Annotated in this window: 17 protein-coding genes and 1 tRNA gene; 9 read left to right on the top strand and 9 right to left on the bottom strand. The window is 48.4% G+C overall.

All coding sequences use genetic code 11. The features are described from left to right. Positions 1-109 precede the first annotated feature (109 nt). Entirely contained in the window at positions 110-1,585 is a 1,476-nt protein-coding gene (locus KI362_RS02165) for an aminotransferase class I/II-fold pyridoxal phosphate-dependent enzyme (protein ID WP_301624514.1), read from the top strand. Positions 1,586-1,650: 65 nt separating this feature from the next. Here KI362_RS02165 and KI362_RS02160 read toward each other — a convergent pair whose 3' ends face one another. Both KI362_RS02160 and KI362_RS02155 read right to left on the bottom strand, forming a co-directional pair. Beyond that, positions 1,651-1,974, bottom strand: coding sequence for a DUF1292 domain-containing protein (locus KI362_RS02160; protein WP_212940976.1), 324 nt, complete (start codon positions 1,972-1,974; stop codon positions 1,651-1,653). 90 nt (positions 1,975-2,064) lie between these two features. Next, positions 2,065-2,619 carry a copper amine oxidase gene (locus KI362_RS02155; RefSeq protein ID WP_301624512.1) on the bottom strand — a complete coding sequence of 185 codons (555 nt, stop codon included), beginning with the start codon at positions 2,617-2,619 and terminating at the stop codon, positions 2,065-2,067. Positions 2,620-2,768: 149 nt separating this feature from the next. On the opposite strand from KI362_RS02155, the gene KI362_RS02150 reads away from it, so the two are divergent. Beyond that, complete coding sequence (locus tag KI362_RS02150) at positions 2,769-3,503, top strand: MBL fold metallo-hydrolase (protein ID WP_301624511.1); 735 nt, start codon at positions 2,769-2,771, stop codon at positions 3,501-3,503. A gap of 61 nt (positions 3,504-3,564) precedes the next feature. Here KI362_RS02150 and KI362_RS02145 read toward each other — a convergent pair whose 3' ends face one another. The 4 genes from KI362_RS02145 to KI362_RS02130 all read right to left on the bottom strand — a co-directional run bounded on the left by KI362_RS02145 (position 3,565) and on the right by KI362_RS02130 (position 5,351). Further along, positions 3,565-3,810 carry a DUF3892 domain-containing protein gene (locus tag KI362_RS02145; RefSeq protein WP_301624509.1) on the bottom strand — a complete coding sequence of 82 codons (246 nt, stop codon included), beginning with the start codon at positions 3,808-3,810 and terminating at the stop codon, positions 3,565-3,567. A 311-nt stretch (positions 3,811-4,121) separates the two neighbouring features. Continuing rightward, complete coding sequence (locus KI362_RS02140; RefSeq protein ID WP_212940965.1) at positions 4,122-4,565, bottom strand: GNAT family N-acetyltransferase; 444 nt, start codon at positions 4,563-4,565, stop codon at positions 4,122-4,124. Between the two features lie 228 nt (positions 4,566-4,793). Further along, complete coding sequence (locus KI362_RS02135; RefSeq protein WP_301624505.1) at positions 4,794-5,000, bottom strand: hypothetical protein; 207 nt, start codon at positions 4,998-5,000, stop codon at positions 4,794-4,796. Positions 5,001-5,162: 162 nt separating this feature from the next. Further along, positions 5,163-5,351 carry a hypothetical protein gene (locus KI362_RS02130; RefSeq protein ID WP_044479227.1) on the bottom strand — a complete coding sequence of 63 codons (189 nt, stop codon included), beginning with the start codon at positions 5,349-5,351 and terminating at the stop codon, positions 5,163-5,165. A gap of 155 nt (positions 5,352-5,506) precedes the next feature. Here KI362_RS02130 and KI362_RS02125 point away from each other — a divergent pair. The 4 genes from KI362_RS02125 to KI362_RS02110 all read left to right on the top strand — a co-directional run bounded on the left by KI362_RS02125 (position 5,507) and on the right by KI362_RS02110 (position 7,439). Continuing rightward, a tRNA-Val gene (locus KI362_RS02125) sits at positions 5,507-5,579 on the top strand. 363 nt (positions 5,580-5,942) lie between these two features. Further along, positions 5,943-6,269, top strand: coding sequence for a hypothetical protein (locus KI362_RS02120; protein ID WP_301624503.1), 327 nt, complete (start codon positions 5,943-5,945; stop codon positions 6,267-6,269). A gap of 184 nt (positions 6,270-6,453) precedes the next feature. Beyond that, positions 6,454-7,221, top strand: coding sequence for a polysaccharide deacetylase family protein (locus KI362_RS02115; RefSeq protein WP_301624502.1), 768 nt, complete (start codon positions 6,454-6,456; stop codon positions 7,219-7,221). 26 nt (positions 7,222-7,247) lie between these two features. After that, entirely contained in the window at positions 7,248-7,439 is a 192-nt protein-coding gene (locus tag KI362_RS02110) for a hypothetical protein (RefSeq protein WP_301624500.1), read from the top strand. 133 nt (positions 7,440-7,572) lie between these two features. On the opposite strand, the gene KI362_RS02105 is transcribed toward KI362_RS02110, so the two are convergent. Next, on the bottom strand, positions 7,573-8,301 hold the full coding sequence (locus KI362_RS02105) for a PIG-L deacetylase family protein (RefSeq protein WP_301624498.1): 729 nt from the start codon (positions 8,299-8,301) through the stop codon (positions 7,573-7,575). 104 nt (positions 8,302-8,405) lie between these two features. Here KI362_RS02105 and KI362_RS02100 point away from each other — a divergent pair, with 104 nt between their 5' ends. Then, positions 8,406-9,035: a helix-turn-helix transcriptional regulator gene (locus tag KI362_RS02100; protein ID WP_301624497.1), complete on the top strand. Its 630-nt coding sequence runs from the start codon at positions 8,406-8,408 to the stop codon at positions 9,033-9,035. Between the two features lie 61 nt (positions 9,036-9,096). Here the strand turns inward: KI362_RS02100 and KI362_RS02095 are convergent, their stop codons facing one another. Next, positions 9,097-9,357, bottom strand: a complete 261-nt coding sequence (locus KI362_RS02095; protein ID WP_301624496.1) for a DUF1450 domain-containing protein — start codon at positions 9,355-9,357, stop codon at positions 9,097-9,099. Positions 9,358-9,556: 199 nt separating this feature from the next. Between KI362_RS02095 and KI362_RS02090 the strand changes: the two genes are divergently transcribed. Then, positions 9,557-10,168, top strand: a complete 612-nt coding sequence (locus KI362_RS02090) for a superoxide dismutase (protein ID WP_301624494.1) — start codon at positions 9,557-9,559, stop codon at positions 10,166-10,168. Between the two features lie 81 nt (positions 10,169-10,249). On the opposite strand, the gene KI362_RS02085 is transcribed toward KI362_RS02090, so the two are convergent. Next, positions 10,250-11,275, bottom strand: coding sequence for a LacI family DNA-binding transcriptional regulator (locus KI362_RS02085; RefSeq protein WP_301624492.1), 1,026 nt, complete (start codon positions 11,273-11,275; stop codon positions 10,250-10,252). A 110-nt stretch (positions 11,276-11,385) separates the two neighbouring features. On the opposite strand from KI362_RS02085, the gene KI362_RS02080 reads away from it, so the two are divergent. After that, the gene (locus KI362_RS02080) at positions 11,386-12,303 is read left to right on the top strand and encodes an ROK family protein (protein ID WP_301624490.1); all 918 of its coding nucleotides are present in this window, start codon (positions 11,386-11,388) and stop codon (positions 12,301-12,303) included. Positions 12,304-12,305: the final 2 nt, after the last annotated feature.

The following is a 12,305-nucleotide window of genomic DNA, read 5'->3' as shown; positions in this document are numbered from 1 at the left end:
GTCCAGTGATATCCAACACGGCTTTCGCCCAAAACTTCGCTTGCATTCCGGGCCCATTTTGCTATACTCAAGCTTGTTGAAAATTTACTTGAAAGGCAGGGACGGCTCTATGGATCATCAAAGAACGCCGCTATTTTCCGCGCTGAAGCAGCACGCTGCTGCTGGTCCCGTACAGTTTCATATTCCCGGGCACAAAAAAGGGCTCGGAACCGATACCGAATTCCGTGAATTTATCGGCGATAACGCCCTTGCTATCGATTTGATCAATATTGCTCCGCTTGATGATCTTCATCAGCCGACCGGAGTTATTGAAGAAGCACAACAGCTCGCTGCCGATGCTTTCGGCGCTGACTATACCTTTTTCTCCATTCAGGGGACAAGCGGGGCCATCATGACTATGGTCATGTCTGTCTGCTCTCCCGGGGACAAGATTATCGTCCCGCGAAATGTCCATAAGTCCGTCATGTCGGCTATTATTTTCGCCGGGGCCAAGCCTGTATTCGTATCTCCGGCTCAGGACGAGAATCTTGGAATCGATCATGGGATTACTACCTCCTCGGTTCGCCGTGCCTTGGAGCGGCATCCTGATGCGAAGGCAGTGCTTGTTATCAACCCGACTTATTTCGGCGTATGTGCTCATTTGCAGGAAATTGTTGAGCTAGCACACAGCTTCCATGTGCCTGTTCTCGTAGACGAGGCGCATGGCGTGCATATTCATTTCCATGAGGAGCTGCCCATGTCTGCAATGGAGGCCGGGGCTGATCTCGCGGCAACCAGCGTGCATAAGCTTGGCGGGTCTATGACCCAGAGCTCCGTGCTTAATCTGAACGCCAAGAACGGTTACATCAACCCTCAGCGCGTGCAGACGATTATCAGCATGCTGACTACAACTTCGACTTCCTATGTGCTGCTGGCCTCGCTCGATGCGGCCCGGAGAAACCTCGCCCTTCATGGGCATGAGATGATCCAGGAGACGCTTGCGCTTGCCCATGATCTGCGAAGTAAAATCAATGAAATTCCCGGCCTGTACAGCTTCGGGCGTGAAATTCTGGGGGGCGAGGCCACCTTTGATCTGGATCCGACCAAGGTAACGATTCATGTTCGGCACCTTGGAATTACCGGCTATGAGACAGAGAACTGGCTGCGTGAGCATTACCGGATCGAAGTCGAGCTTAGCGACATGTATAATATTCTCTGTATCATTACCCCTGGAGACACGAAGGAATCGGTGGATACCTTGCTTGCAGCCCTGCGGGAATTGTCAGAGACTTACTATAAAGAGAACAATGCAAACGAATTGGTGGTCAAAATCCCGGAGATTCCGCATCTCTCACTGATCCCTCGGGACGCCTTCTATGCGGATACCGAGGTTATTCCGTTTAAGGAGTCTGCAGGCCGGATTATTGCGGAGTTCATCTATGTCTACCCGCCGGGAATTCCGATCCTGCTGCCGGGCGAGGTAATCTCCCAGAGCCACATTGACTATATCGTCGATCATGTAGAGGTCGGGCTGCCGGTCAAAGGACCGGAGGATCGTTACATTAATCAGGTAAAGGTCATCGTTGAAGCAAATCCGATTTTCTAAAAGAGAAAAAAAGAAGCTCCCTTTGCGGGAGCTTCTTCTGTATATAACCAATGGAGGTTTGCAGCCTATTCTTGAGATTGAACCAATTCATTATAGGCTTCTTCGACCTGCTTCCATTCCGCTTCGTCTTCGATATTGTAGAGCACCATTTCTTCGTTCTCTTCTTCCATCCGAAGAATAATGCCGTCTGCACCAGGATTGTTACGCTCAAGCAGCAATGCATAGAGCTTCTCGCCCACGTCGAAGGTTTCGACAAGAACCATCTCAACATCCTTGCCTTCTTCGTCTGTCAGCGTTAATACAAATTCCTCATGCTCGTGCTCATGGTCATGATCATGTCCGCAGCCGCAAGCGTCGCCATGCGCGTGATCGTGATTGTGATCGCTCATTCAAATACCTCGCTTTGATTTATTGGATAGTTAACCTGCCGGTTTCTCTCGTATCGTAACATTTTCAAAGAAAGAGGTCAATTTGAAGCCTTATTTGAGCACATTGATGCTCTTCTCGGAGACGAGGACAAAATCTGCGCCATCCGCAGGCTTCATATAAAAACCAACGGTGTATTTACCTGAGCTTTTAAAATCATACGTGTAATCTTCCGTGCGGAACCAAAAGTTATCCTTTTGATCCTTAATCTCGCTGCTTTGAATCACTTTCGAGCTGCCATCCGGCGACGTAATCGATACACGGACCTCGGAAATATTGGCGCTCAGATTATCAATTTGGGAGAAGACATTGAACTTCAGTTTCCCGGTTTTCTTAATTTCACCAAATACGGTATCATCCGCAAACAGGAACATGTGCACATTAGGTTTATTATAGGTTACTGTCTTGGAGCCCTCATCATATTTAACCAGTCCTTCAAGCTGACGAACCGGAACATAGGTCTTTCCATCAATCACATAACCGCCTTCCTCCAGCTCGCTTCCATTTAATAGAAGCTTCACTTTCTGGGAAGCCGAATCCGCAAACAGCAGCGATCCTCCCATTAAGGAGAAAGCAACGACTAGAATTGCAACTCTTCTCCATTTCATTATTCAAAACCTCCAATTGGTTTAATTCATGTTGATGTAAATGTATACTCTATAAGAGAAGGCAAGTTGCGCTATTTTCACGAAAGAAAAGAAGATTTTTAACTTAAAATGCCGTATTTATTATTGTCCCGATAAAGGAGGAAGGTAAATTGGCGCTTCATTTACAAATGCTGGGCACGGGCGGCGCTTTCGCTAAGGCTTATTATAATAATAACGCGTTGCTCTCAACAGATGATTTCACCTTACTGATCGACTGCGGGATTACAGCTCCGATGGCCATGCATCAGCTTGGGGTCACCCCGGAGAATATAGATGCGCTGCTCGTCACTCATATTCACGGCGATCACGTCGGCGGTCTGGAGGAATTTGCGTTCCGGATGAAGTACGGCGCAGGGCGCAAGCCGGTGCTTTATGTGGCGGAGGCTTTGGCCGGCCCCCTATGGGACCATACGTTAAAAGGAGGACTCGGGCAAGACGGGATAACCTGTCTTGAGGATGTTTTTGATGTTCGCTTGCTGAGGGAAGGAGTTCCATGCAAAATCGCTGAGGGCTTGAAGGTGGAATTGATCCGGACTCCTCATATCCCGGGAAAACCAAGCTTCTCCCTCTACATCAACGAGGAAATCTTCTATAGTGCAGATATGATATTCCAGCCCAAGCTCCTGCAACAGCTTGTTGACGAGAGGGGCTGCCGCAAGATCCTGCATGAGGTTCAGCTTACAGGCTCCGGTGAAGTCCACACCACGCTGTCCGAACTGCTTTCGCTTCCCCGGAAGCTGCGGGCGATGATCTCGCTCATGCACTACGGGGATGAGATGGAGTCATTTAACGGTCAGACCGGAGAGATGGACTTCCTACGCCAGCATAAACTCTATACGCTCTAAGCACAATACAGGAAAGGCCGCCTCCGAAGATCCATCATTTTCGGGAGCGGCCTTGTGCGTGCTATTCAGTTTCGAATCCTGGCAGAGAATCCAGGTTGTTAGACGGATCTCCATCGGCATCGCCCCGAATATACAACTCGCCGTCTCTTCCTTTAAAGAGATTCACACCCGCAATGGCCCCGGCCTGAACCTCCTGCTTAGCCTGCTCATAATCCAGAATGCGGCCGCTTGATGTCTTGAATGCTTTAAGATCACCGTCGCCGTTTTTTTGAACTGCGATGAAGGTTTCTCTCGAATCGAGTGCCATGACGAACTCATCTCCTCCGTATTATTTCCCTCTGGGGATCTGGGGATAGAGATAGTATGCCCTGCCTTTCAAAGAAACATGACCCCTCGTATAATGCGAGTTCAAAAAGTCAGCTTTTCAGCACCGAGAAGGTTGCGAGAACCCAAAGAAGGAGGCACGGAGTGTAGGCAGAACCTACATGAGCAAAATGCTTCCAAAGGAAGCATACCTCGTAAGCATCCGCTTGGACTTCGAGGGTAAACGCAAGAATCGATGTCGAATCAACCCCTTGGAACACTTCGTGATCAAAAGATGACTTTTTGAACAACTTCTTATAAGGACTTGGTCATCCGTACATGAGGAATTCCCGCATCATCGAACGGTTCCGTCGAAATCGTCTCATAGCCCAGCTTCGTATAGAATGCTTCTGCCTGACATTGAGCATCAAGCACGGACTTGGTTAGTCCGAGTTCACGGGCCAACGCCTCCATGCCGAGCAGAAGTACACTTCCTATTCCGTGGGAGCGATATTCCTTACGCACAGCAATCCGCTGCATTTTGGCGGCATTATCGACATAATAGATCAATCTGCCGGTTGCAGCAGGCTCGCCGCCGACTTCAACAAGAACATGATGCACCTGATCTCCAATCACATCATATTCATCGATCTCCAGATCCACCGGCACCTTCTGCTCTATCACGAATACCTCTTTGCGAATCTCCAGGCATTCCTTTAATTGTATATCGTTCTCTACGTGAATGATGACTGCTGCCATAGCTGTGCCTCCGCCTCCTTTACATCGTAGCATTATACAAAAAAAGTATTATCGTGTATAGTTGGGACAGAAAAAGACCATGCAGTGAAGGAGCCGATCTTCGTGGGTATAACAATTGCCGCCTCTATTGTCATCGCGATTCTTCTCATCTCATCAATGTTCTATGTAACGAAAAAGGGCTACTCCCGCAACTGGGACGAGGAGCAGGAGTAGCCGATTGTCCCCGGGTTACGGATAGATCGGTACACCCGGATAGACCTCCTTCAGCACCTCTTGCGGGTACACCTCATCCGCCAGCGCCGGCACCAGCCACCAAGGCTCACTTTGCTGGCGCTCCAATGTAGCCTGGCTGGCCGTGAAGGTGCAGCCTGTGGTCAATATAGACATCACTAAGAGCCCAGCCGCAAGCACGCTTATCTTTTTCCAGATCGTCATAAGTCGAATATCCTCCCTCTACATCTGTCTGTCCAGTATTGCCATGGAAGAGAGGGTTATACCGCCTTGAAGCGGACACATGCAAAACAACCCCGGATATAGATATATCCGGAGCTGGGGATGGATCAGTGTTATTATGGTAAATCCGCATTCATTAAGACATTAAGAATCCGAGGGCGGTTCCTTTGTCTTGTCCTTGTCCTGTTTTGAAAAACCAGCTTCGAATGCAACTCCCAAAGCCACGCCTAAAGCTATTCCTATAGCAATATTGTCAAAAACGATCCAATAAAGCACGCCAAAGCTTATTCCCATAGCTATGCCTGATCCGGTCGATGAGCTCTTCTTCTTCAAAATTGCACCTCCTGCTGTTTCTTACTATTTACGAGTTAAGGAAAGGAGGGTTCCATTCTACTGTTCTGACACTCTGTGGGTTTGTATGTCTGTGGGTTTGTATTGACATTCCTCTTGGTCCCTGATATTATCTATTTTATCTTCACTATACAAACGATCTGCTAGCTCAGCTGGGAGAGCACCATCTTGACAGGGTGGGGGTCAGTGGTTCGAGCCCACTGCAGATCATACAGAAAAACCCTTGTATATCAAGGGTTTTTTGCTTTTTATGGGCAATGTGATGTGCTTAAATAAGCCCCGCAATATGAAATTGGTGCCGGATTGGTGCCCTTTATTTAACTAAAGTGTCCGTTGTCTTACCTTGGCTTCTTATTGCATCCTGCTTAATAGGAACCCACGCCGCATATTTCACTTTCGATCCTTTCCGTTGCTAACTCCAATGACGAATTCCAAGGGTTCTTCTTGACATTCTTATCCTTACTTACGGTCATACTAGATTCCTCCTATATTTTCCTTGAACGGACCATTTCTCTGTAGAAATGAATGAATGTATTTGTTACAATGTCATCATAAAGACAAGGAGCGGGACTTATGGATAATAAACAATTTGAAATCATAAATCAGCAATTTGAGAAAATGAACTCTCGCCTAGATAGTGTTGACCAACATCTCAGCCGTGTTGACCAACATCTCAGCCGTGTTGACCAACATCTCAGCCGTGTTGACGAACGTCTCAGCCATGTTGACGAACGTCTCAGCCGTATTGAAGAAGATCAGCACTTAATTAAAAGAGCAGTGTTAGATACGAATGAACGGGTAATGAAAATGGAATCCGTCCTAGAGAATCAACATAGAATCATTGAACTGCTTTCTACACGTTCTATCCAGCAAGAAGCTGAATTGAAAAGAATTAAGTAAATCGATCCGGTGCCGGTGCATCGGATTTTCTTTTTATGCACCTTATTCTGGACCTCTTACAGGCGATACCACATAGCTCCTGCCATGCATGGATTCCCCCTCCTTGCTGCACAATAGTTGAACGGACATCCTGCATCCGACCCGGATGCCAATCAATGTAAAGTGCAATGGAGGAACTTTATTGATGAGACTCAAGACTGCAAGCTGTATAGCCTTATGCCTGTCGTTTACGTTTTTGATCCAATCGGTACCAACGGATGCCGCCCCGGCAGCCAATCTGAGGGGCAGAGAATATTATGAGGAGCGCGGTGATATCGTCTGGGAGGTTCCCACGGAAGAGAAATATATCGCCCTGACCTTCGATGACGGTCCCGATGAGAAGCAAACGCTGCTCATTCTGGATTTGCTTAGCCAATATCATGCCAAGGCTACGTTCTTTGTGGTCGGCGACCGGGTGGAACGATATCCCGAAATTGTTCGCAGGGAACTTGCGGAAGGCCACGAGGTGGCAAATCACTCATATACTCATCCGGCATTCCAGCGTCTGTCAAGCGGGTCTATGGAGGAGGAATTAAATCGTACTCAGGAAGCGGTCTTCAAGGCAACAGGGACAAGACCGATCTTATTTCGCCCGCCCGGAGGTTACTACAATGAGCGCCTGATTTCCCTTTCAAAGCTGCATCATCTTCAAATGGTCTTGTGGTCCTGGCATCAGGACACAAAAGATTGGCGCTCACCGGGCGTGCAAGTCATCGCAAACAAGGTGCTTGATAATGCACGAAGCGGCGACATCGTGCTTATGCATGATTTTGTGCATAGGAGCTCCCAGACTTACGAGGCCTTGCGGATCATTCTGCCTGAGCTGGAGCGTCGAGGATACTCCCTGGTGACAGTGTCCGAGCTGCTTTCGCATAAAGTCGCCCCGAAGAACCACATCAAGGTAAGCTACTAATCATCCTGAAAAAGGAGTTATACACTATGGATAGCCATGCTTCTTCAAAATCCTCTAAGCAAATTAAGAAGGAAACAGAATTGGGCCCCGGTGTTGATTCTATTCCCACGCCCAAACAGCCGTTATCTTCTACAGATGGCCCGGAAGATATTGTGGGTGCGCTCATGAATGGGGATGCAGACTCGCAGCAGCCAGTTAAATCCTCAGAGAAAAACTAAAGAGCCGATTCATCCCTCTTACCAACATATGAAGAGCCGCATACACGTGGAGCAATCTGTCTCCTGAACGTGCATGCGGCCCTTCTTTTGTTAGGTGTATGAATACTGTCGCTTCTTTCTTTTTACGAAAAACTCAGTTCAGATCCTCACCAGCTTCCAGCCCATCAAACACGCTTTTCTCAGGCATTGACTTAGCAGACGGGTGACGCTCCCAGACCAGCTCAAAGGTTTCATAGCGGTATTGCGGCAGCATATTCGGACCTAATTGACCGAACACACGCTCAACGCTGAACATCTGGGATTCATGAGCTTCAAGGGCACGACGCTTTATATCCCATTTACCTTCCCCGTCTATTCTCAGAAGTCCCGACATTCCTGACATATCCGACAGAGGTGACCCCAAGTGATTGTAATACAATTTTTGCACAGAAGAAGCCTTTCCCCCGTAGATAACACTGTTCACAGCATGATGAATGACAATATGGTCCTGATGACCGGAAATACCGTCCTCAGGGAAGGTGACAACGATGTCGGCCTGATGAAGATTCAGAAAATCTGCAATCTCCTGCTGAAGCCGTTCCGGGTCAGCATCCTTCAATTTCCCGTCTCCTAGATCCAGCTGCTTAACTGCGGAAATCCCCAACACATTAGCTGCCTGCTCCAGCTCTTGATCACGCCTCGCAGCCAGCTCCTCCCGGCTCATCTCACCTAACCGCCCAGTCTTTCCCGCTTCCCCGCGGGTTGCTGTCAGAAGCACCGCTTGACCGCCTCGATCCGTAATATCCTGAATTAAATACGAACAACCGAATGTTTCATCATCTGGATGAGCGTAAACAAACGCCGCTGTAAAATTTTTACACATATCGATCCCTCCAACTATTTCTATACTTACTATACTTCAATATTGACTAAGTGCTTAAAATTCTCTACAATTCAGTAGAATCTACTATAAACAGGTGATCTGGCATGAGTCAACCCAAAGAAATGCCCACGCGGAATAAAATTCTGCAGATGATGAAGACTACCGGACCGATGAGTACCCGGGAAATAACAGCCGAGTTGGGAATTACGGAGATGGCGGTGCGCCGTCACCTGGGCGTGATGGAGCGCGATGGGCTTATTGAGTCGAAGATGATCCGCCAGACGCTGGGGCGTCCTACCGCGGTATTCGGGCTTACTGAGCATGGAGAAAGCTTATTTCCTAAAAATTACCACTCTTTAACATTGGATTTGCTTGGCGAGCTGGAGCAGGAGCTTGGCGAGGATACGGTGAAGCATTTGTTCGATCGACGCAAAGTGAAGCTGAACCATCAATACGAGCCGGAGATGCAGGGAAAAGATTTTCATGAGAAGGTATTACGTCTGGCTGAAATTCAGAATGAAAATGGTTATATGACCGAATGCGTGAAAAAGGACGACGACCAGTATGTTCTGATGGAGTACAATTGCCCGATCTCTCAAATCGCTAACCGGTATAACCATGCTTGCGACTGTGAGCTCAAGCTGTTCGAAAGTCTGCTTGATGCCGATGTTGAACGAACGGAATGTCTTGCCCAAGAAGGGCGAAAATGCGTCTATATCATCAAAAGTAAATAGAACTTATTCATAATGAATAGCCGGTAATCTCCCGCATTATAGTGGAGGCCGGCTATTTTTTTTATAGATCTATCCCATGGAACGCCGCAAGTTCCGCTTGAATTTGTTGGCGTATTAGCGCGAGACATTCTTCGGAGGTCTTAGCAAATACTTTATTTCCATTAACCATGGCATAAGGTCTAGCTCTACAAAGCCCGCACAGGTTCAAGCAATCGAGCCGCAATACGGCGATTTCCGGGAACTCCTCTTCCAACTTCTCTATATCCAGCGAGGACAGCAGGTTCGCTTCACAGATCTCAACGACAACTATCCCTAATCCCATGTTTCAAAACCTCCTGTTAAGGGTATAATTTATCCGATCAATCATTATGATAAATACGTGGGCTTTTGTCAACGTGTTCAAGATTGACATCACGATAAAGCATACTTACTATACATGTATGTTGACTAAGTTCGTGAGGATAATTATAATAGATTGTGTTGAGACTATCTTACATATTCCATTTGGAGGTTGATAACTTATGGCACACCAATTACCGGCATTGCCTTATGCCAACAACGCACTTGAACCGCATATCGATGAAACAACGATGATGATTCACCATGATCGTCACCACAATACGTATGTTACAAACCTGAACGCTGCTCTGGAATCTGCTCCTGAGCTCCAATCCAAATCCGTTGAAGAACTGATCAAAGATTTGGACAGTGTTCCAGAAGGTATCCGTACGGCTGTCCGCAACAATGGCGGCGGACATGCCAACCACTCCTTGTTCTGGGAGACAATCGGTCCTAACGGCGGCGGACAGCCTTCCGGCAAGCTGGCAGCAGCCATCGATAGTGAGCTTGGCGGCTTCGACAAGTTCAAGGAAGACTTTGCGAAAGCAGCTACAACCCGCTTCGGCAGCGGCTGGGCGTTCCTGGCTGTAGATGCTAACGGCAAATTGTCCGTATACAGCCTGCCTAACCAAGACTCCCCGATCATGGAAGGCAAGACACCGATCCTAGGTCTGGATGTCTGGGAGCATGCTTATTACCTGAAATATCAAAACAAGCGTCCGGATTACATTAACGCCTTCTTCAATGTTATTAACTGGGCTGAAGTGGAAAAACGTTACGAAGCTGCCCTGTAAGTTGTCTTCGTAAGATTATTTAGCGACAAAAAAGCCGTTCTTGGAGCAATGATCAGTTCAATGCTCCAAGAACGGCTTGTTTTATGGCTTCAAATGTGAGGTTCGGGATATCAAGGTTGGGCGAACGTAGATCCGAACTGCTTCCCGGAGACTTTCAGTCAAGGAGAGCAGCAAGTCGGCCGCCGCTTCACACATCCGCTCCTTCTCCACCCGCATCGTTGTTAAGGCAATATCAATGCTTCCTTTATACTGAAGATCGTCAAACCCGACTAACGCAATATCTTCTGGTATCTTTAATCCCCGCTGCTCCAATTCCTTAGCTAGCAAATAAGCGATCCGGTCATTTCCGCAAAAAAACGCCTGCGGTAATGGATTCATTCCCTTTACAAAGTTGTGAATTTCCCGCTCCGAGTCCTGGTAACTGCCGGAATGCGTAAGAATATAGTCCCTCTGGATCGTCAAATCGTGATCAAACATCGCCTTCCAGTAGCCTTGCCAGCGCTCTTCGTGGCTCGATGCCAGATTCACGGGGCCAATAAATCCGATCTCCTGATGCCCCGAAGCAATCAACAAGGATACCGCCTCATAGGCACCTTCTACATTCGCGGACACGACTGCGGGACAAGGCAGGCTCCGGTGATACGAGTCCAGCATAACAAGCGGTACATCCAGCTCCCACACGCGTCTCACATAAGCTTCTTTAAGCGCGCCAAACAGAACAATTCCCCTGTACGCAATCTCCGCGCAATGACGCGGAAGCTCCAGCCGCTGTTCCATATCGGCGGTAATTCTGACCAGCACGGCATTAAGCCCGCGGTTCCGGATGCTGCCCTCAATTCCCCAGATCATATCGTGAAAGAACTGAAAGTGATCGTTATCCTCATAGTCCATAACCCGCTCCGGTACAAGCACCAGAATATTTCCGCGCTCGGGCAGCCTAGGCTCTCCAAACCGACCGTAACCAAGCTCCTTCGCCGCTTCAATCACCCGTCTTCTTACCTCTTCACTGACACCCTTTTTATTCAGCAGGGCAAGCGATACCGCATTCTTCGAAATTTGTAAATGGTCAGCAATCGTCTGCATAGATACTTTCTTTTTCCGGGCCATCAGCTTTTCATTCCTTCCAAAACATGATACACTTGGCCTAACATTACTTTACAAAAATAATTCTGTCAAGTTTGTCAAGTAAATCAATGAAACATCGGAGGGTTAAACCATTGAATTACGCAATTGGTATCGACATTGGCGGCACGAAGACCGCCATCGGTCTCGTGGATTCCGAAGGCAATGTTAAGGATAAACTATCCTTGCCGACGGACCAATCTGTAAGTCCTAGCGAAATGGTGGACCGTATGGCTTCAGCGGTGCGGCAGCTGGCTGATCAGGCTGGATTATCTATCGAATCGCTCACAGGCATCGGAATAGGTGCTCCCGGGCCGCTGAACACGAAGCTGGGACAAATCTCCGAGCCGCCCAACTTACGCGGCTGGTGGGGGTTCCCGGTTGTTGAAGCCGTAAAGCGGCACTTTGATCTGCCGGTCTTCTTCGAGAACGACGCTACAGCCGCTGCGCTGGCGGAGAAATGGATCGGTGCGGCACGCAACTCTCAGCATTTTATCTACATCACGATCAGCACAGGTATCGGAGCCGGCATTTACAGCCACGGTCGTCTGATTACTGGCGCTTCCGGCAACGCCGGAGACGTCGGACACTTTGTCGTCGCTCCAGAAGCAGGCCAATGCGTCTGCGGTCAAGAAGGCTGCTGGGAATTCGTTGCCTCCGGCACAGCCATTGCGAGACAAGCCAGCGAGCTTCTCGGACGCCCCGTGTCTACCAAGGAAGCCATTGATTTGGCGGTCTCTGGCGATCATCCTGAGATGACCGCACTGATTGAGCGAATCTTCAAATACATTGGGGTGGGCTGTGTAACCCTGATTAATACGCAGGATCCCGAAATGCTCGTGCTCGGTGGCGGAGTAAGCCAGGTAGGAGAACCATTGTTCAATGCGGTCAAAGATTATGTATCCCGCTATGCGCTTAATCCGACCGGCCGCGAGACACGGATTGTCCCTGCTGCGTTATCCCAAGATGCCGGCCTGATCGGTGCGGCAGCGTTGGTACACGTATCATATTAATA

This window comes from Paenibacillus apis (assembly GCF_018333295.1).
GTDB lineage: Bacteria > Bacillota > Bacilli > Paenibacillales > Paenibacillaceae > Fontibacillus > Fontibacillus antibioticophila.
Note: the sequence above shows the minus strand (reverse complement) of the source record. Positions and strands in the feature narration are given on the sequence as shown.

Excerpts from the sequence above, each read along its gene's own strand:
- KI362_RS02085 (WP_301624492.1), bottom strand. The coding sequence starts at position 11,275 with ATGGCCCGGAAAAAGAAAGTATCTATGCAGACGATTGCTGACCATTTA.
- KI362_RS02090 (WP_301624494.1), top strand. The coding sequence starts at position 9,557 with ATGGCACACCAATTACCGGCATTGCCTTATGCCAACAACGCACTTGAA.
- KI362_RS02140 (WP_212940965.1), bottom strand. The coding sequence starts at position 4,565 with ATGGCAGCAGTCATCATTCACGTAGAGAACGATATACAATTAAAGGAA.
- KI362_RS02165 (WP_301624514.1), top strand. The coding sequence starts at position 110 with ATGGATCATCAAAGAACGCCGCTATTTTCCGCGCTGAAGCAGCACGCT.
- KI362_RS02135 (WP_301624505.1), bottom strand. The coding sequence starts at position 5,000 with ATGACGATCTGGAAAAAGATAAGCGTGCTTGCGGCTGGGCTCTTAGTG.
- KI362_RS02120 (WP_301624503.1), top strand. The coding sequence starts at position 5,943 with ATGGATAATAAACAATTTGAAATCATAAATCAGCAATTTGAGAAAATG.
- KI362_RS02100 (WP_301624497.1), top strand. The coding sequence starts at position 8,406 with ATGAGTCAACCCAAAGAAATGCCCACGCGGAATAAAATTCTGCAGATG.
- KI362_RS02155 (WP_301624512.1), bottom strand. The coding sequence starts at position 2,619 with ATGAAATGGAGAAGAGTTGCAATTCTAGTCGTTGCTTTCTCCTTAATG.
- KI362_RS02095 (WP_301624496.1), bottom strand. The coding sequence starts at position 9,357 with ATGGGATTAGGGATAGTTGTCGTTGAGATCTGTGAAGCGAACCTGCTG.
- KI362_RS02145 (WP_301624509.1), bottom strand. The coding sequence starts at position 3,810 with ATGGCACTCGATTCGAGAGAAACCTTCATCGCAGTTCAAAAAAACGGC.
- KI362_RS02110 (WP_301624500.1), top strand. The coding sequence starts at position 7,248 with ATGGATAGCCATGCTTCTTCAAAATCCTCTAAGCAAATTAAGAAGGAA.
- KI362_RS02105 (WP_301624498.1), bottom strand. The coding sequence starts at position 8,301 with ATGTGTAAAAATTTTACAGCGGCGTTTGTTTACGCTCATCCAGATGAT.
- KI362_RS02115 (WP_301624502.1), top strand. The coding sequence starts at position 6,454 with ATGAGACTCAAGACTGCAAGCTGTATAGCCTTATGCCTGTCGTTTACG.
- KI362_RS02160 (WP_212940976.1), bottom strand. The coding sequence starts at position 1,974 with ATGAGCGATCACAATCACGATCACGCGCATGGCGACGCTTGCGGCTGC.